The following is a 20,214-nucleotide window of genomic DNA, read 5'->3' on the forward strand; positions in this document are numbered from 1 at the left end:
GGCGTAACACCGCAGATCAAGCTAACCGGGCCGACAACCCACACCACGTTTCAGCTCTCGCCGCGCCAGAGTTCTGCGTTATCCGGTCGAGTGATGGAGCCACCGATAGCCGGCTCTGCGTGATTAGCGCAGCAAACCACATTGGCCCCCCCACCAATCGGCAACTCGATCCAGGCTACACAACTGCCGGACGTACCACAAGCGGTTCGATCCGCCAACAACCGGGTGTGTCGCGATTGTTTGCGAAGTCCGAGTTGAGTTCAGATATGCGACGAGCCCCGGTGCCTTCTGCGGAAGGTACCGGGGCTCGCGTATTCGCGCTGCCGGGGAGTGGAAGGATGGGGGTGCCCTGAGCCGCACCCTCCAATGCTTATGGCTGCTGCTTCCGCCCTGACCAGGTTCACACCTTCAGGTCGGTCAGGCCCCCACCCATCCAAACCCCGGCGGCGGTATCTCCAAGCTCAAAGCGACAAGTACCAAGGCAAAACTCGCCGACACTTTGCCTTCGACTTTCGACTTTAGCCTCTATTCTTCGGCTGGCCGCGGGCAAAAATGCTCGCGACGAAGTTCAACACGTCGGTGGCGCTAGACTCGTTATAGCCGTAGTTGCGAATGAGTCGAGACTTCACCACATCGATCTTTTCTTGTGTCGCCTTGTCCACCACGTTCGAGACCAGCGAGCTGAGCTTGATCGAGTCCTTCTGGTCCTCGAACAGCTTGAGTTCGAGGGCCTTTTGCAGCCGCTCGTTGGTCTTATAGTCGAACTTCTTGCCGTCGATGGCCAGGGCGCCGATGTAGTTCATGATCTCCCGGCGGAAGTCGTCCTTGCGGCCCTCCGGGATGTCGATCTTCTCTTCCACCGACCGCATCAGCCGCTCGTCCGGCTCCTCGTAGTTCCCGGTGTAGCGGTTACGGACCTTCTCCCGCTGGGTGTACGCGCGGACGTTGTCCATGTAGTTGCCGCACAGGCGGATGAGCGCGTCCTCGTCCGCCGCGATGGCCCGCTGGACCTCGTTCTTAACGATGTCCTCGTACTCCTCGCGCACCACCGAGAGCAGTTCCTTGTAGTGCCGGTACTGGTCCTCGTCCTTGATGAGCGAGTGGTTGCGGAGCCCCTCGTCCAGTTCCTTCATCACCATGAAGGGGTTGATGTTGTCCTCGGTCGGGTGCGCCACCAGCGCGTTCGAGATTTTGTCCTGAATGTACCGCGGGCTGATGCCGAGCATGCCCTCGTGGAGCGCGTCCCGTTTCAGCTCGATGACGTTGTCCTCGGTGAACCCGGGCAGCGTCTTGCCGTTGTACAGCTTCATCTTCTGGAGCACACTCAGCGAGGCGTGCTTGGGCGGGTTCAGCCGCGTCAGCACCGCCCACATCGCCGCGACCTCGACCGTGTGCGGGGCGATGTGTTTGCCGCGCACCTTGTCCGAGTTGAAGTCCTTCTCGTAGATCTTCACCTCGTCCCGCAGGCGGGTGACGTAGGGGATGTCGATCTTCACCGTCCGGTCCCGCAGCGCCTCCATGAACTCGTTGTTCTGGAGCCGCTTGTACTCGGGCTCGTTGGTGTGGCCGAGGATCACCTCGTCGATGTCGGTCTGCGCGAACTTCTTCGGCTTGATCTTGTGCTCCTGGGACGCCCCGAGCAGGTCGTACAGGAACGCCACGTCCAGCTTCAGCACCTCAATGAACTCGACGATGCCGCGGTTGGCGATGTTCAGCTCGCCGTCGAAGTTGAACGCCCGCGGGTCCGAGTCCGAGCCGTACTCCGCGATCTTGCGGTAGTTGATGTCCCCGGTCAGCTCGGTGCTGTCCTGGTTCTTCTCGTCCTTCGGCTGGAACGTGCCGATCCCGATCCGGTCCTTCTCCGAGAGCACCAGCCGGTACACGCGGATCTCGCTGGCGAGCATCTTGAGCCAGTCGCCGTCGTACTTGGCGAGCCGGTTCTTGTACTCGAACCGCGAGTACGGGCTGAGGTCGCCCTTGATCTTGATCTCGTACTGGTGCGGTTTCTTGCACTGGTCGTTGAGAATCGTGAGCACGTGGCCCCGGTGCTCCTCGGGGATGAGTTGCAGCGGCTCGCCGTGCATCGGGTCCTTGGTCCACCCGCTGCCGTCGGCGTTCTTCCAGGAGAAGCTGAACAGCTGCCCCGCGTCGGTGCGGCTGTACTCCTCCAGGCCGCGCTTGAGCAGCCGCGCGATGGTGCTCTTGGCGCTGCCGACCGGGCCGTGCAGCAGGATCACCCGGCGCTCGGTGCCGTAGCCCAGTGCGGCGCTCTTGAACGTGTTCACGAGCTGCATGAGCGAGCGGTCGAGGCCGTAGATGCCGTCGCCGTGCCGGCTGGCGAAGTCGGTAAAGAACTTGTAACGGGGGATCTTGTCCTTGTTCTCGTACACGTCCTCGGCGCCGTGCGACAGGATCATGTCGTACAGCCGCTGGTACGCGGTGCGGGTAACGCCCGGGTGGTCCAGAACGATGTTGAGGTAGTCGGTGAACGACCCCTCCCAGTGCAACTTCTTGTACTCGGTGGTGTCGAGCTGGGTCCGCAGGGTATCCAGAATCGCCGTGGCTGTGGCCATGGGTGAAGTTAACCTCCGTGGGCTGGGCGGGGGCGGCGCCCGCAAGCGCCGCCGGGAACCGCGCCAAAAAGCTGACACCGCTCGGCGGCGCCCCGGTTCGCAGCAAGGGGGCTCGCGCTCGGTTTCTGTGCCCGGTGCGGCCGGATCGGTCGCGGAGCCGTGGCGAGAACGGGAAGGGCCGCACCAAGGCGGCCCGGAGCCGTGAGGCTGGGCGAACGGCTCAGACCAGGGTAACCGGTCCCCCGCCCCCCCGCAATCCCGTACTCGGGCCGGCGGCCCCAATTTGCCGCCCCATTCTACCGCGACGCCGTGTCCCCATCCAAGTAGTCAAGGGCCGGCGCGCAACTCGGCTTGCGCGAATCGATCCGGTAACGTAGACTCCCGGACACGTCCGGCGAATAATGGCCGGGCTCTCGGGTCCACGTAAGGAGGCGCTGTCATGCGGAATCTGCTCGCACTATTCGGGTTGGTGGTGATCGGGTTCGGCGGGGTCGGCTGGTACATGGGCTGGTACAAGCTGAACGTCTCCAAGAACACCGACGGGAACCTCCAGATCACTGCCGACGTTGATACCAAGAAGGTGAGCACGGACTCGTCGGAGATCTTCAAGAACGTCGGCGCGGTGATCGGCAACCACGTCGATAAAGCCGCGCAGGACGCGAAGACCGCCGCGCCGCAAACGGCTCCCGGCGCCACCCCGGGTCCGGTAGTCGCCCCGACCCAAACGCCGAACATCAAACTGCCGGAACTCCCCGCGGTACCCGGAACGGCGCCGGCACTGCCGCCCGCCAGCAACCAGGGACCGATCCCCTTGATCCCGCCCAAGCCGATGTGACCATCGCGCGAAAGCCGGATCGTGTCCGCTCAACCCGTCTGCGTCACGAAGCCCGAGCGGTGTGCTCGGGCTTCGACACTTTACCCGCCCTGAACCACTTCAGTTGCGTCCCCAGGCGCGAACCTCTACCGGTCGCACCGTTTCTAACGTCTTCGCCGGCGCATTCCCACCGCCCCGCTGATTGACGCCCGTTCAGTTGACAGGTATACACGTCTTGCCGGGCGCGGCTCGCGCCGCGTTCCGAGCCCAACACCACCGAGGTTTCCCGCGATGGAGCTGATCGAGTCCAGGTCGATTTTTTCGCCCGCGACCGGGTTCATCCGCCGCGGCGGGTTCGAGTGGACCTGCAACCCGTATGTCGGGTGCACCTTTGGCTGTACTTACTGTTATGCGGCCTTCCTGCCGCAGAACCGGCGCCCCGCGAACGAATGGGGGAAGTGGATCACCGCCAAGAAGAACGCCGCGGCGCTCGCCGAGAAGCAGGCCACGAAGGTGGCCGGACAACCGGTGTACCTGTCGAGCGTGACCGACCCGTACCAACCCGCCGAGCGGAGCCTGATGCTGACGCGCGGCATCCTGGAGGCGCTGCTCCCGCACCAGCCGCGGCTCACGATCCAGACCCGCGGCCCGCTGGTCGTGCGCGACATCGACGTGCTGAAGGACTTCCGCTCGCTCCGCGTGAACGTGTCGATCCCGACCGACTCGGAGCGCGTGCGGCAGCAGTTCGAGCCGAAGGCGCCGCCACTGGAGGGCCGCTGGGACGCGGTGCAGCAACTGAAGGACGCCGGCGTCAGCGTCGGCGTGTGCGTGACCCCGACCCTGCCCATCGAGAACGTGGACACGTTCGCGCGGCGCATCGCGGACTTCAAACCCGATGTGGTGGTGTGCCAGGACTTCCACGATGCCGGCGGGCGGTTCGGTGCGGACACTGGCGCGACCGCGCGCGGGCTGCTCGCGGAAATCGGCTGGGGGCCGGCGGACTACCGCCGGTTCGTGAACCGCCTCCGGCACGGCGTGCGCGTGTTCGAGGGCGAAAGCGGCTTTTTCCCGCCGCCCGCGGCCGAGGCACCGGTTGCCGTCCCCGCCGTAAAGTTGTTTGATTAACTTGCGTGTCGCCCCGCTCGCGACGGAGGTCCGATGCCCGCGCTAAAGCCGGTGGCGAAGTGGGTACTCGCGCTGCTGTTCGTCGCGGCCGGGGTGAATCACTTCGTCAACCCAGACTTTTACGTCAAGATCATGCCGCCGTACCTGCCGTGGCACTACGAGCTGGTGCTGGTCAGTGGCGTGTTCGAGATCCTCGGCGGGGCAGGGCTACTGGTCCCCCGCCTTCAACGCGCCGCGGCGTGGGGACTGATCGCTCTGCTGATCGCGGTGTTCCCGGCCAACGTCCACATGGCCCTGAACCCGGACGCGTTTCCGAACATTCCCCCGGCGGCGCTGTGGGGGCGGCTCCCGTTCCAGACACTGTTTATCGCGTGGGCGTACTGGTTCACGCGCCGGTAACTGTTGGAGTCGCCAAATGCCCGATCGCGCCACCGTACTCGCCGCGCTTGCCGAATACGTCAACCGACCGGCAACCGCGCACGACATCCGAACGGAGCCCGGAGAAATCTTCTCCGCCCCGCCCTTCCCCCAACTCGTCCGATTCCTTCCATCCCTCCTAACGAAAGAGGAGTGGGACGCGTTCGTCCCGGAGATGGCCGCCCTGCTTCGCGGCGGTGACCCGTTTCGCGTGTCCGCGCTCGCGCTGAACTGCGGTTCGCTCGTGGAACAAGGCGTTCCCGCGGCGCTCGTCGCGCCGCACCTCCTGGCCGCGCTGCCGCGGCACCTCGCGCTCGCCCGGCGGGCGGCGAGCGCCACATTTGACGCCGATCCGGACGCCCTCCGAGCCCAGAGCGGGCTGACGTTCCTGCTGCTCGCGACGATGGCCGTGCTGTGTCGCGGCGCGGCGTTCCGACAGGCCGCACGGGCGAACCCGGACATCGTGACCGGCGTGGAGTCTCTCCGCAAGGAGCACCGCGAGGCCGACTTCGTCGCTCAGGTCCTCGGTTTCGTGGACGGCGTCGAACTGCTCGTTCTGGTTCCGGACGAGGGCAAAGGGTTTCGGGTCGTACTGGAGGCCGTGAACACCAACGGGCACCTGTTCACACTTCTCCAGGCGGCGCTGCTGGGTGGCGGCCACCTCACGGGCGAAGCGATCGACGACGAAGTCGTCGCCGTCGCCACCGGCGAGCGCCCGCACGAGGAATTACTGACCGACCACGCCCGGTTTAATTTCGCCCCGTGGTTCGCACCTGGAGACGCCGTCAGTGCCCTGGCGGCCCTCCCGATCGAAGGGAGCCCCAGCGACATCCCACAACTCGACGGCCAACGGATCATCGTTCTCGGTCCGCCGGTGCTCGGCTCGCGGTCGTGGGACAGTAACTTCTTCGCCAACATTCACGACGCGCTGCGCTCGCGAGTCACGGTCGTTGAAGTGCTGCCGCCCGAGCGAGTGACGGCGTGGCTCGACCGCATCCGGCAGGCCGCGCGCTGAAAACAGCGAAAGTTCATACACCTCCAGGAACAGTCACGCGGCCCGGCGACCGAAGTAGAGCGTTCCTGCGGTGCGTACCAACTCCACAACCTCTATCGTGGTCGGATCTCTGATCGCCCTCGCTGCGCTGATCGGCGGGTTGTGGTGGCGCGAGCGCCCGATCCCTGAAGCCTCCGCACAACCGCTGATCGTATACGCCGCCCCGACCAGCCGGTTGCCGCTCGAAGTCATTGCGGCCGACTACGAGCGCGAAACCGGCCGACGGGTCGAACTGCGCATCGGCCCGTCAGAAGACATCCTCACAAAAATCCGGCTCCCCGCGCCCGGAAAGCCCGCCGACCTCTTCATTCCGGCCGACGACAGCTACGTTCGCCAGGCGCACGAACTCGGGCTTGTGACCGCATCGGCACGCATCGCGCACATGCGTGCCGTCGTGCTGCTCACAAAAGACAATCCGAAGAACCTCGCGGAGTGGGCCGATCTGCTCCGCGACGGGGTAAAAGTCGCAGTCCCGAACCCCGGCGCGGCAGTCGGAAAGCTGACGCGCGAGCACCTCGCCGAAACCGGGCGCTGGGCGGCCCTCGCGCCCCGTGCGGTTGACACCGGCAGTGTCACAGAGGCCGCCAACGCCGCCCGCCTCGGAAGCGCCGACGCCGCGGTCGTGTGGGACGCGGTCGCCGCCGCGCCGGCCTACCGCGGGCAACGCGTGCTAGCACTTCCGGAACTCGCGCCGGCCACCGGGCGCGTCGATGTCGCGCTTCTGTCGCAGTCGCGCGACCCGGAAGTTGCACGAACGCTCATGAACCACATCACCGATCCGAATCGCGGTCTGGTACGGTTCCGCGAGTTCGGGTTCCAGGTCGAAGAACAGGCGGGCGGAATCAGTTCCCGTTTGCGGAGGCCTCGCCCGTGAGCCCTCCCCTTCCCGATCCGGTTCCGCGCTCGGATCGGATCTTCTACCTCGCGCTCGGGTTGCTCGGCGGGTCGTACGTCGCGATCATTGTGGCACTCCTCGCGGCCGACCTCGCGCGCACCTCAACGGGCGACATCGGCCGCGCGTTCCAGTCGCCACAGATCCGCAGCGCCGTGGGCTTGAGCCTCCTGAGTTGCTCTGCGGCGGCAATCATTTCGGTGTGGGTCGGGGTGCCACTCGGCTATCTGCTATCGCGCACCCGGTTCTGGGGCCGCGGCGCGGTCGACCTGCTCCTTGATGTGCCGATCCTGCTACCGCCACTGGTCGTCGGGCTGAGCCTGCTCATCCTGTTCCAGACCGCGCCGGGTGCGTGGTTCCAAACGCACGTCTTTGCAGTCACCTACGCGGTGCCGGGGGTGGTGTTGGCACAGGTGGCGGTGGCGGCCGCGTTCGCGGCGCGCACGATGCGCACCACGTTCGATCAGATCGACCCGCGGGCGGAACAGATCGCCCTGACCCTCGGCTGCCGACGGGCACAAGCCTTCTGGCGGGTTACGCTCCCCGAAGCCCGGCGCGGGGTGCTGACCGCGTTCACCCTCGCCTGGGCGCGGGCGCTCGGCGAGTTCGGCCCCATCCTGGTGTTCTGCGGGGCCACCCGGATGCGGACCGAGGTGCTTTCAACGAGCGTGTTTCTGGAACTGAGTGTGGGGAACTTGGAAGCCGCCCTTGCGGTATCGCTGCTCATGATCGCGGTCGCCGTCGGCGTACTCGCGCTCACCCGCGCGTTCGGCCTTCGTGTTCAAGGGGGATGAGAGAAGCGACCTTCAGAGCGGCCGCCCGCCGCCTCACACCGGGACGGTGCGAGCGTACTCTTTCGCCATCAGCGGCGACGTGAGCAAGTGGTCGGCCGTCGCCTCGTTGCACGCAACGGGAATGTTCCACACCACCGCCACGCGAATGAGCGCCTTCACGTCCGGGTCGTGCGGCTGCGCTTCCAGCGGGTCCCAGAAGAAAATGAGCGCGTCGAGCTTCAGTTCCGCGATGAACGCGCCGATTTGCTGGTCGCCCCCGAGCGGGCCGGACAGGAACCGGTGAACCGGGAGCCCGAGTTTCTCGGCCACGAGTTTGCCCGTCGTGCCGGTGCCGAACAGTTCGTGCGCGGCGAGCAGGTCGCGCCGCGCCGCCACCCAGGTCAGCAGTTCGGGCTTCTTGTTGTCGTGCGCAACGATCGCGATGCGCTTGCGGGCCGGGACGGTTACCGTGGGCATCCGACTGGCTCCGTGAGCGGGCGGGACGAGCGCGGGGCTATTGTTTATCTCGGGGCCGCTTCGCTCCGGTGGAGTCGAACGCTCGTTACTCTCCCAACAGTTGCTTCAGCACCGACGCCGGCGCCTCCGCGTAGCTGTGCGGCTCCATACTCATTGCGGCTCGGCCCTGACTCAGGCTACGAACCTCGTTGGCGTACGTGAACAGTTCCGACAGCGGCACCGTCGCGACCACTTCCGCCATGTCGCCCGCCGAACCGGTGTCCTGCGACTCGATCTGTGCCCGCCGCCGCGCCATGTCGCCGGTGATATTGCCCACGAACGAGAGCGGGGTCGACACCGTCACCTTCATGATCGGTTCGAGCAGTTGCACGTTCCCCTCGGTCGCCTGCCGGTAGGCGCGGACCGCGGCGTTAATGAACGCGTCTTCAGTCGAGAGCTGCGGGTCGAACTTGGCATCAATGATGCGCGCCTGGGCGTTCATCATGGGGTAACCCATTTCGCCGGTCTGGAGCAGGTCCGCCAGCGTCTTCTCGGCGGCCGCCAGGAGCGCGACCGGCGTCGGGTTCTCGGCCGGCACCGCGTTGAACACGCCCACCGGCTTCTCGGTCTTGAAGTTGGTGAACGACACCTTCAGCTCCGCGAACGCGGGCTTGTCGCCGAGCCGGTCCACCTTGATGTCAACCGAGCGCGGATCCTTCAGCATCTCGCGGTAGCTCACGCGCGGCTTGCCCGCCCGCACCTTCAGGCGGAAATCGCGCTCGAGCCGGTGCCGCTTCACCTCCAGATGAAGCGTCCCCATCCCGCTCATCAGCGTCTGGCCGGTGTCCTTGTCGGCCCGCACCTTGAACGTCGGGTCTTCGAGCTGCAGCACCTCCAGCGCCAGCGCCAGCTTGTCCTTGTCCCCGCCGCTCTCGGGCTCGATCGACTGGCTGACCACCGCTTCCGCGAACGTGATCGCTTCCAACAAGATCGGGTGCGAGGTCTCGCAGAGCGTGTCACCGGTCACGGTGTCTTTCAGCCCGACGACGCACACGATGTCGCCCGCGGGGCCGGACTCCACCTCTTCGAGCCCGCGCGCCGGGTCCGCGTGCACGTGGAACAGCTTCGCGACGTTCTCCTTCGCGTCCTTGCCAGGATTGAACGCCCGCATGTTGGGCTTCATCACCCCGGAGTACACCCGCACGAAGAACCGGTTGCCGCTCGGGTGCCACGCGGCCTTAAACACGAGGCCGCAGAACGGCTCCTTCGGGTCCGGCTTCCGCTTCTGCTCCTTCTTCCCTTTGGGGTCGGTGCCCGTCACCGGCGGCCGATCGAACGGGCTCGGCAGGTACAGCGTTACCGCGTCGAGCAGCGGTTGGATGCCGATGTGTTCGCGCCCGCTCCCGGCCAGAACGGGGTAAATCTTGCGCGCGAGGCACTGTTCGCGCACCAGTTGCCGCACCTTCACGGGATCGGGGTCTTTGCCGTCCAACACGACCGAGGTGATCAGGTCCTTCTCGTCGTGAGCGGTGAGCGCGTCGAACAGCTTCTCGCGGTACTCCTGGGCTTCAAGCAGGCTGTCTTCGGGAATGTCGGCGACGCGCACCGTTTTGCCCAGATCGCCCGCGTCGAAGAACTTCGCCTTCATCTCGATGAGGTCGATCACCCCGCCGAACGGCGTGCGGCTGTCCGCCGGCCCCCCGCTCCCGATGGGAATGACGATCGGGACCGGGCGCCCCTGCTCTTCGGGGTTCGGGGTGAGCCGGGAGTTGACCGACTCCAGGGTGCGTGCGAAGTTCGCCCCGACCACGTCCATCTTGTTGACGAACACGAGCCGCGGCACGCCGTACCGGTTCGCCTGGCGCCACACGGTTTCGGACTGCGCCTCCACGCCCTTCTGCCCGTCGAACACCACCACCGCGCCGTCGAGCACGCGGAGCGAGCGCTCCACCTCGGCGGTGAAGTCCACGTGCCCGGGGGTGTCGATCAGGTTGATCGTGTGGCCGGCCCACTCGAACGGCACGCACGCCGAGTAAATCGTGATCCCGCGGGCCTGCTCTTCGGGGTCGTAGTCGGTGTCCGTCGTGCCCTCGTCCACGCCGCCGAGTTTGTGTTTGGCGGCGGCGTAGAACAGCAGGTGTTCTGTGGTGGTGGTTTTGCCCGCGTCGATGTGCGCGATGACCCCGAGGTTTCGGACGCGGGTCAGGTCGAATCCCTTATCTTTGGCCATCGCAGCACCGGGGGTCGGGTATCAGGTCTCAGGGGTCAGTTTACGGGCTCCGCACTCCGGATCGAAACGCCGGCGAGCCAGCGCGGACGGGCGGACAAAAGGAAAGTGGCCAGTAACCGGCGCCGGGTTCGGCACGGGTCACTGACCACCGAGTGTTGATCGCGTGTAATTACCAGGCGAAGTGGCTGAACGCCTTGTTGGCTTCGGCCATCTTGATGGTCTGCTCGCGCTTCGCCATCGCCTCGCCCTGGCGCTGGTAGGCCGCCATCAGCTCTTCCGCGAGGCGCAGGTACGTCGGCCGGCCGGACTTGGCGCGGATCGCGGCCAAGATCCAGCGGATCGCGAGGCTCTCGGCCCGCTTCGGCTTCACCTGCATCGGCACCTGGTAGTTCGCACCACCGACGCGCCGGGACCGCACTTCCAGCGTCGGCTTGATGTTGTTGAGCGCCTCGGTGAACACCTGGATCGGGTCGGCGTCCGGCATGCGCTTCTTGATCTGGTCGAGCGCGTCGTAGACGACGCGAGTGGCGACGGACTTCTTACCGTCGCGCATCAGGCAGTTGATGAACTTGCTCAGGAAGAGGGACCCGTAGCGGGTGTCCGGAGCGAGCTTCGTGTAGCTGGCGGTGCGAGTTTTGGAGCCCATTGTTCGTCAGTCTCAAGTCGTAAGGTCAAAAAGCCGTAAAGTCGTGAACCGAAAGGTTGTCGTCGACTCAACGACCGGTTTGTGTCCCTGCCGTCTTCTGTCAGCCGCAAGCCACGAAGTCGAATCGGAAGGCCTTAGTCATCAAGACCTTCGACCTTACGACTTTCAGACCTGAGACCGGCTTACTTGCCTTCCTTCTTCGCCCCGTACTTCGAGCGGGCCTGCTTGCGGTCGGTGACCCCCTGGGAGTCGAGCACGCCGCGGACGATGTGGTAGCGGACGCCCGGCAGGTCGCGGACGCGGCCGCCGCGCACGAGCACGATCGAGTGCTCTTGCAGGTTGTGGCCTTCGCCCGGGATGTACGCCGTCACCTCGATGCCGTTCGACAAGCGGACACGGGCCACTTTACGCAGCGCCGAGTTCGGCTTCTTCGGGGTCATCGTCTTCACGACGGTACAAACGCCACGCTTCTGCGGGCACCCTTGCATGGCGGGGTGCTTGGGCTTGGAGCGCTGCGGGACCCGGGGGCTTTTGATCAGCTGGTTAATCGTCGGCATTGGCAAGTCCTGTTCAACCGTCGGCGCCGGCCGAACGGGAAATAGTATGTTAGTGGCTCGACCTGAACCGGGAAGAGCGCCCTCAGAAAAAGAGAGCCGGGGGCTGACAACAGGTCGCACACGGGTACGCCGCTGTCGTCAGCCCTCTAACTTCGATTAGCCGGCGGTCACGTCCGGGGCGACCTCTTCGACCGGCGCCGCGCGGCCCGCGGCGCCCGGAACGTTGACCTTCACCTCGGCCTCCTGGTGCGTCTTGAACCCGGTCCCGGCCGGGATCAGGTGGCCCAGGATCACGTTCTCCTTCAGACCGACGAGGTAGTCCACCTTACTGGCGAGGGCCGCCTCGGTGAGCACCTTCGTCGTCTCCTGGAAGCTCGCGGCGCTGATGAAGCTGTCCGACTGGACGGCCGCCTTCGTGATCCCGAGGAGCTGCACCTCGCACGAGGCCGGCTCCGGCACCACGAACGTCGGCTGCTTCTTCTTCTTGTCCTTCTCGATGGCCGCGCGCTCCTCCTCGAACGCCTCACGGCTGTACACCTTGCCCTCGACCAGCTCGGTGTCGCCCTTGTTCACCACCCGCACGCACTCGTCGGTGAGCCGGCGGTTCACCTCCTGGAACGCGAACTTGTCCATCACCACGCCCGGCAGCAGGCCGGTGTCGCCGGTGAGCGTCACCTTCACCTTGCGCAGCATCTGCGCGACGATGATCTCAATGTGCTTGTCGTCGATGTCTACGCGCTGCGAGCGGTACACCGACTGCACCTCGCGGACCAGGTACTCCTGCACCTCCTGCTCGCCGCGGATCTTCAGGATATCGTGCGGCACCAGCGGGCCGTGGACCAGCGGGTCGCCCTCCGTCACGTACTCGCCCTGGTGGACCCGGATGTGGGCGCTGGCCGGCACCAAGTGCTCGCGGGCCTCGCCGAGCGACTTGCCGTCCTCGGTCTCCTTGATCACCTCAATGATCCGCTTGCCGCGCTTCCGGGTCGGGTCGATGCGGACCCGGCCCGGCACCTCGGCCATGACCGCCGGGTTGCGCGGCCGCCGGGCCTCGAACAGCTCGGTCACGCGCGGCAAGCCGCCGGTGATGTCCTGGGTCTGCGACACCTCGCGCGGGGTCTTCGCCAGCAGCGCCCCGGCGGACACCTTCTGGCCGTTGACGACCTGGAGGTTGGCGCGCTCGTGGATGTAGTACACCCGGTCGTCCTTGCCCCGCCCGGTCTCGATCACGATCTGCGGGTGCAGGTCGCCCTTGTGCTCCATGATGGTGAACCGCTCGACCCCGGTGGCCCGGTCGGTCTCGCGGCGCACCGTCTTACCCTCGATGATGTCCTTGAACCGGACGGTGCCGGAGTCCTCGGCGATGAGCGGCACCGAGTGCGGGTCCCACTTGACCAGCCCGGTCCCCTGCTGCACCTCCTGCCCCTCGGCCACCAGCAGTTCGGCCCCGTGCGGCACCCCGTACCGCTCGGCGATGTCCTTGCCGCGGAGGATCAGCACCTCGCCGGTGCGCGGCGCCAGCGCGATGCTCTGGCCCTGGTCGTTGACGACCACCGTGATCCGCTCGAGCTGGACGATCCCGCCCTTCTTGGCCTTGTGCTCGTTGTCGCCCACGTTCCCGCGGCTCTGGGCGGCGCCGCCGATGTGGAACGTGCGCATCGTGAGCTGGGTGCCCGGCTCGCCGATCGACTGGGCGGCGATGATCCCGACCGCCATCCCGTCCTCGACGATTGAGCCGGTCGCGAGGTCCATCCCGTAGCACAGCCGGCACACCCCCAGCGGGGCCTGGCACGTCATCGGGCTGCGCACCAGGATCTTGTCGATGCCGAGCTTCTCCAGCTCCTTCGCCTTGCCCGGGGTGATCATCTCGTTCTCGGCCAGGATCACCTCGCCGGTGGTCGGGTGGGCGATCTCGCTGCGGCTGACGCGGCCGCGGATCGCGTCCGACAGCGAGCGGTCCACCTCGTCGCCCTTGTACATGACCCCCTTGCTGATGCCCTGGGTGGTGCCGCAGTCGTGCATCGTGATGACCACGTTCTGCGCCACGTCGGCCAGCTTGCGGGTGAGGTAGCCGGAGTCCGCGGTCTTGAGCGCGGTGTCGGCCAGGCCCTTCCGCGCGCCGTGGGTGCTGGAGAAGTACTCCAGCACCGTCAGCCCCTCGCGGAAGTTCGACTTGATGGGCGTCTCGATGATCGCCCCGCTCGGCTTCGCCATCAGCCCGCGCATCCCGGCGAGCTGGCGGATCTGCTCGATGCCGCCGCGGGCGCCCGAGTGGGCCATCAGGTAGATCGGGTTCAGGTACGGCACCTCCCGCCCGGTCACCTGGTCCTTGCGGCGGTCGTCGCGGAGGTCCGTCATCATCCGCTTGGTGATGAGGTCGCGGGCCTCCATCCACAGGTCGATCACCTTGTTGTACCGCTCGGTCTCGGTGATGATCCCGCGGTCGAAGTTGCGCCGCACCTTGTCGACCTCTTTGTCCTTCTCCTTGAGCACGCCCTCCTTGTTCTCGGGCGTCCGCAGGTCGCTGGCGGCGAAGCTCAGGCCCGAGCGGGTGGCGTGCCGGAACCCGGTCTCTTTCATGCGGTCCAGCAGCGCGATGGTCTCGCGCCGGCCCAGCACCTGGTAGCAGTCCGCGATGATGCGGCTCAGGTGCTTGCTGGACAGCGGCAGGTCGTAGAACGCCATCTTCGGGTGCAGGATGTCGTTGAAGATCACCCGCCCGACGGTGGTGCGCACCAGCCCGTTGGCCTTCCGCGGCAGCTCCTCGGCGCGCGGGTTGCCCTTCTCGTCCTTGATCTCCGAGATCACCTTCTTCTCGATCGGCAGCCGCACCCGGATCTTGGCGTGGTACCCGAGCTTCGACTCGGCGTGCGCGCGGAACAGCTCGACCGGGCTGTGGAACACCATCCCGTCGCCCGCCTCGACCGCCTCGTCCTCGTTGCCGCGGGACGCGGTGAGGTAGTAGCACCCCATCACGATGTCCTGCGACGGCGTGATGATCGGGTTGCCGTTCGCGGGGCTGAAGATGTTGTTGGTGGACATCATCAGCACCGTCGCCTCCACCTGCGCCTCGATCGAGAGCGGCAGGTGGACGGCCATCTGGTCGCCGTCGAAGTCGGCGTTGAAGCCCTTGCAGACGAGCGGGTGGATGCGGATCGCGTTGCCCTCGATCAGCACCGGCTCGAACGCCTGGATGCCCATCCGGTGCAGCGTCGGCGCCCGGTTCAGCATCACCGGGTGGCTGCGGGTCACCTCCTCGAGGATGTCCCACACCACGTCGTCCTTCCGCTCCAGCATCTTCTTGGCCGACTTGATCGTGTCGGCGTGGTTCAGCTCCTTGAGCCGGCGGATGATGAACGGCTGGAACAGCTCCAGCGCGATCTTCTTCGGCAGCCCGCACTGGTGCAGCTTCAGCTCCGGGCCGACCACGATCACGGACCGCGCCGAGTAGTCGACGCGCTTGCCGAGCAGGTTCTCGCGGAACCGCCCCTGCTTGCCCTTGATCATGTCCGTCAGCGACTTCAGCGGCCGGTTGCTGCTGCCCAGCACGGGCCGCTTGCACCGGTTGTTGTCGAACAGCGCGTCGACGGACTGCTGGAGCATCCGCTTCTCGTTGCGGATGATGACCTCGGGCGCGTTCAGGTCGACCAGCTTCTTGAGCCGGTTGTTGCGGTTGATGATGCGGCGGTACAGGTCGTTCAGGTCGGAGGTCGCGAAGTTGCCGCTGTCGAGCAGCACGAGCGGGCGCAGGTCCGGCGGGATCACCGGGATGCACTCCAGCACCATCCACTCGCACTTGTTGCTGCTGTCGCGCAGCGCCTCGACCGTCTTGAGCCGCTTGACCAGCTCTTTCTCGCGCTGCTTCGACTTCTTCTCGCCGCGGGCCACCTCCTTGTTCAGCCGCTCGCGCAGCTCCTTGGAGAGGTCCACGAGGTTGAGGTTCTCCAGCAGTTTGCGGATCGCCTCGGCGCCCATGTCCACTTCGAACGCGTCGCCCAGCTCCGCCCGCTTCTCCTTGTACTTCTCCTCGTCGAGGAGTTCTCGCTCCTTGAGCTTGGTGACCTCCGGGTCGCCCGGGTTGATGACGACGTAGTCCTGGAAGTAGATGATCTTCTCCAGGGCCGTGGTCTTCATGTCCAGCAGCGTGCCCAGGCGGGACGGCATGGCCTTGAAGAACCAGATGTGGACCACCTGCGCGGCCAGCTCGATGTGGCCCATGCGCTTGCGGCGGACGCGCGAGTGCGCCACCTTCACGCCGCACCGGTCGCAGATCATGCCCTTGTACTTCATCCCGCGGTACTTGCCGCAGGAGCACTCCCAGTCCTTCTCCGGCCCGAAGATCTTCTCGCAGAACAGCCCGTCCTTTTCCGGGCGGTAGGTGCGGTAGTTGATGGTCTCGGGCTTCTTCACCTCGCCGTGCGACCACGAGTGGATGTCCTGCGGGCTGGCGAGCGAGATGCGCACCGCCCCGAAGTCGTTGATCCGCTCGTAGCTGGTGCCCTCGGAGGCGTCGGCGGCGGCAGTCTTGTTGTTAGGGGCGGTGCTCATGGTTCACCTTGTATTTCAGAGGTCCGATTTATGATTGGCGATTTCACGGCGGATTGTCGGTGCCGCCGCGCCCCGGCCGGCGGCCGGGGCGGGCACAGCGTTTCAATCTCAGATCAAAAATCAGCAATCACCAATCTCACACCCGCTTCTTCTCGAGGCACATGTTCAGCCCCAGGCCCCGGATCTCGTGCGTGAGCACGTCGAAGCTGGCGGGGGTGCCGGCCTCCAGCGTGTTCTCGCCCTTGACCATGCTCTCGTAGATCTTGGTGCGGCCTTCCACGTCGTCGCTCTTCACCGTCAGCAGCTCCTGCAGGATGTACGCGGCGCCGTAGGCCTCCAGCGCCCACACCTCCATCTCGCCGAACCGCTGGCCGCCGAACCGGGCCTTGCCACCCAGCGGCTGCTGGGTGATGAGCGAGTACGGGCCGGTGGCGCGGGCGTGCACCTTGTCGTCGACGAGGTGGTGCAGCTTGAGCATGTAGATGTACCCGACCGTCACTGGCTGGTCGAATGCGTCCCCGGTGCGCCCGTCGTACAGCACGCTCTTGCCGGTCTCGGGGATGCCGGCCTCCTTGAGGGCGTCCCGGATCTCCTCCTCGGTCGCCCCGTCGAACACCGGGGTGACGGCCTTGAACCCGAGCTTCGCCGCGGCGTACCCGAGGTGGGTCTCAAGAATCTGGCCCACGTTCATACGCGACGGCACGCCGAGCGGGTTCAGCAGGATGTCCACCGGGGTGCCGTCCTTGAGGAACGGCATGTCCTCCTCGGGCAGCACCTTCGAGATGACCCCCTTGTTCCCGTGCCGGCCGGCCATCTTGTCGCCGACGGAGATGACGCGCTTGGTGGCGACGTACACCTTCACCATCTGCTGCACGCCCGACGGCAGTTCGTCCCCGCGGTTAAGCGAGTTGAGCTTGCGCTCCTGCTCGTCGATGAAGAACTGGATCCGCTCCCAGTGCCGGTGGTGGATCTTCTGCGCCTTCTTGAGGCTGTCCGGGCTGCGGATGTCCAGCTTGTCGAGCTTGAACTCCTTCGCCTGCTCGGCGACGACCTTGTCGTCCTTGTCGCTGGCGAGCTGCTTGCCGGTGTTCGGGTCCTTCAGCTCCTTCTTGTCGAGCACGTCTTCCAGCGCCTTCACGAACTCGCGGAACTGCTCCGCGATGCGCCGGTTGTAGGTGCTCTCGATGTCCTTGCGGTCCTTGTCGATCTGCTTCTTCTCGTCCTCGCTCATGTGGGCCCGGCGGCTGAACCGGTGCGCCGCGATGACGATGCCCTCGGTGCCCGACTGCACCTCGAGCGAGTCGTTCTTCACGTCCTCGCCGGCCCGCCCGAAGATCGCGTGCAGGAGCTTCTCTTCCGGGGTCAGCTCCGACCGCGACTTGGGCGACACTTTCCCCACGAGGATGTCGCCGGGGCGCACGTACGTCCCGATCTGGACCACGCCGTGCTCGTCGAGGTTCGCCAGCGCCTTCGGCGACACGTTCGGGATGTCGCGGGTGAACTCCTCCTTGCCGAGCTTCGTCTCGCGGATCTCGATGTCGAACTCTTCGATGTGGATCGACGTGTACGTGTCGTTCTTCACCAGCCGCTCGCTGATGATGATCGCGTCCTCGAAGTTGTACCCCTCCCAGGACATGAACGCGACCAGCACGTTGCGCCCGAGCGCGAGTTCGCCGTTCTTGGTGGCGGCGCCGTCCGCGATGATCTCGCCCTTCTTGACCTTCTGGCCCATCCGCACGATGGGCTTCTGGTTCAGGCACGTGCGCTCGTTGAGGCCGTGGTACTTGCGGAGCACGTACTCGCGGACGATTTTGTCCTTCTCTTCGAGCCGAATGCGCTCGGCGTCGACGAACACCACCGTGCCCTCTTCCTGGGCGCGGACCAGCATCCCGGAGTGCTTCGCCACGTCCTTCTCGAGCCCGGTGCCGACGAGCGGCGGCTCGGGGATGAGCAGGGGCACCGCCTGGCGCTGCATGTTCGAGCCCATCAGCGCGCGGTTCGCGTCGTCGTGCTCGAGGAACGGGATCAGGCCCGCGGACACGCCGACCATCTGTTTCGGCGACACGTCGATGTACTGGACCTTCTCCGCCGGGATCAGCATTAGCTCGCCGCTCTGGCGGCCGCTGACGTTCGCGGTGGCGATCTTGTTACCTTCGAACGGTGTGTCCGCCGGCACCAGCACCGCGTTCGACTCCTCGTCGGCGCGGAGCCGCACCACCTCTTCGGTCAGGTTCTTGTTCGAGACCTTCTTGTACGGGGTGATGAGGAACCCGTACTCGTCGATCTCGGAGTAGATCGAGAGCGACGAGATGAGGCCGATGTTCGTCCCTTCCGGCGTCTCGATCGGGCAGATGCGGCCGTAGTGCGAGATGTGGACGTCGCGGACCTCGAAGCCGGCGCGCTTCCGGTTGAGACCGCCCGGCCCGAGGGCCGACAGCCGCCGCTCGTGCGTGAGCTGGGCGAGCGGGTTCGTCTGGTCCACGACCTGCGAGAGCTCGGACCGGCCGAAGAAGTACTCGATCGCCGCGCTCACGCTCTTCGGGTTGATGAGCGTGCGCGGGTTCATGTCCTGCTGGTCGCGGATGGCCATCCGCTCCTGCACGGTGCGGCGGAGCTTCAGGAACCCCTTGCGCAGCTCGTCGGCGGCCAGTTCGTCGATGGTGCGCAGGCGCCGGTTGCCCAGGTGGTCGATGTCGTCGACGTGCCCCTTCCCCGCCCGCAGGTCGAGCAGGTACTTCACCGAGTTCACGAAGTCGACGCTGCGGAGCGTCATCTCCGTTTCCGCCACCGTCTGATTAAACTTCCGGTTGATGCGGAACCGCCCGACGCGGCCCAGCCGGTACCGGTTCGGGTCCAGGAACTTCTCCTTGAAGAGTTCCTTGGCCTTCTCCAGTTGCGGCGGGTTGCCGGGGCGGAGGCGCTGGTAGATCTTGAGCAGCGCGCCCTCGTGCGAGTCCTTCGAATCGCCGGCCGTCCCCACGTCCTCGTGGATCGCGTTGAGGATGATCGGGTCCTTCGGGTACGCCATCACCTGAACGGTCTTGATCATTGACGACGCGACGCGGTCGTACTTGTCCGACGTGAACGGCTTGCCGGCGTCGAGGTAGACCTCGCCCGTTTCCGGGTCGATCACGTCCTCGACCGCGATGCACGGCATCTGATTCGCTTCCGGATCGCCCACGAGCTTCAGGCGGGACCCGGCCACGGACACGTTCACCTGCTCGATGACCTCGCCGAAGAACTCCTTGAGGATGCTCTCCGTGGTGGAGTACATCGGGTCCATCGCGCGCAGCAGCGTGACGGCGGAGAACTTGCCGCTCTGGTCGATGCGGACCCCGAGCGTGTCCTTCTTGGTCGCGTTGATCTCGATCCAGGAGCCGCGCTCGGGGATGATGCGGCAGGAGTGCAGGTCCTTGTCTGCCTCGCGGGTGACGACGAAGTCCACCCCCGGCGACCGGTGCAACTGAGATACAACGACGCGCTCGGCGCCGTTAATAATGAATTCGCCGCCGCCGATCATGATCGGCATGTCACCGAGGTAGACCTCTTCCTCGACGGGCTCGCCCTCGGTCTTCCGCAGGCGCAGCCACACGCGAAACGGGCGGCCGTAGGTGAGGCGGAGCTGGCGGCACTCGTCCGGGTCGTAGCGCGGCTTGCCCAGCTCGTAGCGGAGGTACTCCAGCTTGATCCGCTTGTCGTAGCTCTCGATCGGGAAGATCTCTTGGAGCACCCCTTCGAGGCCGGTCTGTGTACGCTTGTCGTAGCTCGCGTCGAGCTGCAGGAACCGGTCATAGGACCGGGTTTGCACGTCCGTGAGGTCCGGCACTTCCACGGCGTCGCCGAAGCGGCCGAAGTCGCGGTTCACGGTCGGGACAATGATTCGCTGAGCCGGGATCGGCATCGGTCGCTCCTTACCAGAAAAACACGAGCGCGACGCATCATGCACGCCGTTACCAATGCGGCAACGGGGCTTGCGTCGGTGAGCAACGAGCGTTATTGAAGAGTAGAGAAGGCTGTTCCCGCCGCAACCGCACGCGAAGGGCGCGCGACGAAGGACGGCTCGCGGAACACGACTCCCCCACACAGACCCGGCACACAAGGCGCCTGGTTCGCAGCGGGGACGTCAACG

At 65.8% G+C, this 20,214-nt stretch carries 13 protein-coding genes and 1 other RNA gene; 6 read left to right on the top strand and 8 right to left on the bottom strand.

What is annotated here, in order from left to right; all coding sequences use genetic code 11:
- Positions 1 to 334 precede the first annotated feature (334 nt).
- Both ffs and GobsT_RS26955 read right to left on the bottom strand, forming a co-directional pair.
- An RNA gene (ffs, locus tag GobsT_RS26950) (signal recognition particle sRNA small type) lies at positions 335 to 430 on the bottom strand.
- An 88-nt stretch (positions 431 to 518) separates the two neighbouring features.
- On the bottom strand, positions 519 to 2,573 hold the full coding sequence (locus GobsT_RS26955; RefSeq protein ID WP_010040283.1) for a PrkA family serine protein kinase: 2,055 nt from the start codon (positions 2,571 to 2,573) through the stop codon (positions 519 to 521).
- A gap of 439 nt (positions 2,574 to 3,012) precedes the next feature.
- Here GobsT_RS26955 and GobsT_RS26960 point away from each other — a divergent pair, with 439 nt between their 5' ends.
- The 6 genes from GobsT_RS26960 (at position 3,013) to GobsT_RS26985 (ending at position 7,669) form a co-directional block, all read left to right on the top strand.
- On the top strand, positions 3,013 to 3,408 hold the full coding sequence (locus GobsT_RS26960; protein ID WP_010040281.1) for a hypothetical protein: 396 nt from the start codon (positions 3,013 to 3,015) through the stop codon (positions 3,406 to 3,408).
- Positions 3,409 to 3,678: 270 nt separating this feature from the next.
- Complete coding sequence (locus tag GobsT_RS26965; RefSeq protein ID WP_010040280.1) at positions 3,679 to 4,512, top strand: SPL family radical SAM protein; 834 nt, start codon at positions 3,679 to 3,681, stop codon at positions 4,510 to 4,512.
- 33 nt (positions 4,513 to 4,545) lie between these two features.
- On the top strand, positions 4,546 to 4,911 hold the full coding sequence (locus tag GobsT_RS26970) for a DoxX family protein (protein WP_010040279.1): 366 nt from the start codon (positions 4,546 to 4,548) through the stop codon (positions 4,909 to 4,911).
- A 16-nt stretch (positions 4,912 to 4,927) separates the two neighbouring features.
- Complete coding sequence (locus GobsT_RS26975; RefSeq protein ID WP_010040278.1) at positions 4,928 to 5,944, top strand: hypothetical protein; 1,017 nt, start codon at positions 4,928 to 4,930, stop codon at positions 5,942 to 5,944.
- A gap of 97 nt (positions 5,945 to 6,041) precedes the next feature.
- Positions 6,042 to 6,857: a molybdate ABC transporter substrate-binding protein gene (gene modA / locus GobsT_RS26980; RefSeq protein WP_010040277.1), complete on the top strand. Its 816-nt coding sequence runs from the start codon at positions 6,042 to 6,044 to the stop codon at positions 6,855 to 6,857.
- Positions 6,854 to 7,669, top strand: a complete 816-nt coding sequence (locus tag GobsT_RS26985; protein ID WP_010040274.1) for an ABC transporter permease — start codon at positions 6,854 to 6,856, stop codon at positions 7,667 to 7,669. The genes modA and GobsT_RS26985 overlap by 4 nt, the downstream gene beginning before the upstream one ends.
- A gap of 33 nt (positions 7,670 to 7,702) precedes the next feature.
- On the opposite strand, the gene GobsT_RS26990 is transcribed toward GobsT_RS26985, so the two are convergent.
- The 6 genes from GobsT_RS26990 to rpoB form a co-directional block, all read right to left on the bottom strand.
- The gene (locus GobsT_RS26990) at positions 7,703 to 8,125 is read right to left on the bottom strand and encodes a methylglyoxal synthase (protein WP_010040271.1); all 423 of its coding nucleotides are present in this window, start codon (positions 8,123 to 8,125) and stop codon (positions 7,703 to 7,705) included.
- 85 nt (positions 8,126 to 8,210) lie between these two features.
- Entirely contained in the window at positions 8,211 to 10,334 is a 2,124-nt protein-coding gene (gene fusA, locus GobsT_RS26995; protein ID WP_010040270.1) for an elongation factor G, read from the bottom strand.
- A gap of 169 nt (positions 10,335 to 10,503) precedes the next feature.
- Positions 10,504 to 10,980 (bottom strand): 30S ribosomal protein S7, encoded by a 477-nt coding sequence (gene rpsG, locus GobsT_RS27000; protein WP_010040269.1) that lies wholly within the window; start codon positions 10,978 to 10,980, stop codon positions 10,504 to 10,506.
- Positions 10,981 to 11,162: 182 nt separating this feature from the next.
- Entirely contained in the window at positions 11,163 to 11,537 is a 375-nt protein-coding gene (gene rpsL, locus GobsT_RS27005) for a 30S ribosomal protein S12 (protein WP_010040267.1), read from the bottom strand.
- Between the two features lie 156 nt (positions 11,538 to 11,693).
- Positions 11,694 to 16,085 (bottom strand): DNA-directed RNA polymerase subunit beta', encoded by a 4,392-nt coding sequence (gene rpoC / locus GobsT_RS27010; RefSeq protein WP_010040265.1) that lies wholly within the window; start codon positions 16,083 to 16,085, stop codon positions 11,694 to 11,696.
- A 136-nt stretch (positions 16,086 to 16,221) separates the two neighbouring features.
- Positions 16,222 to 19,986: a DNA-directed RNA polymerase subunit beta gene (gene rpoB / locus GobsT_RS27015; protein WP_010040263.1), complete on the bottom strand. Its 3,765-nt coding sequence runs from the start codon at positions 19,984 to 19,986 to the stop codon at positions 16,222 to 16,224.
- Positions 19,987 to 20,214 lie beyond the last annotated feature (228 nt).

It is taken from the genome of Gemmata obscuriglobus, assembly GCF_008065095.1.
GTDB classification, from domain to species: domain Bacteria; phylum Planctomycetota; class Planctomycetia; order Gemmatales; family Gemmataceae; genus Gemmata; species Gemmata obscuriglobus.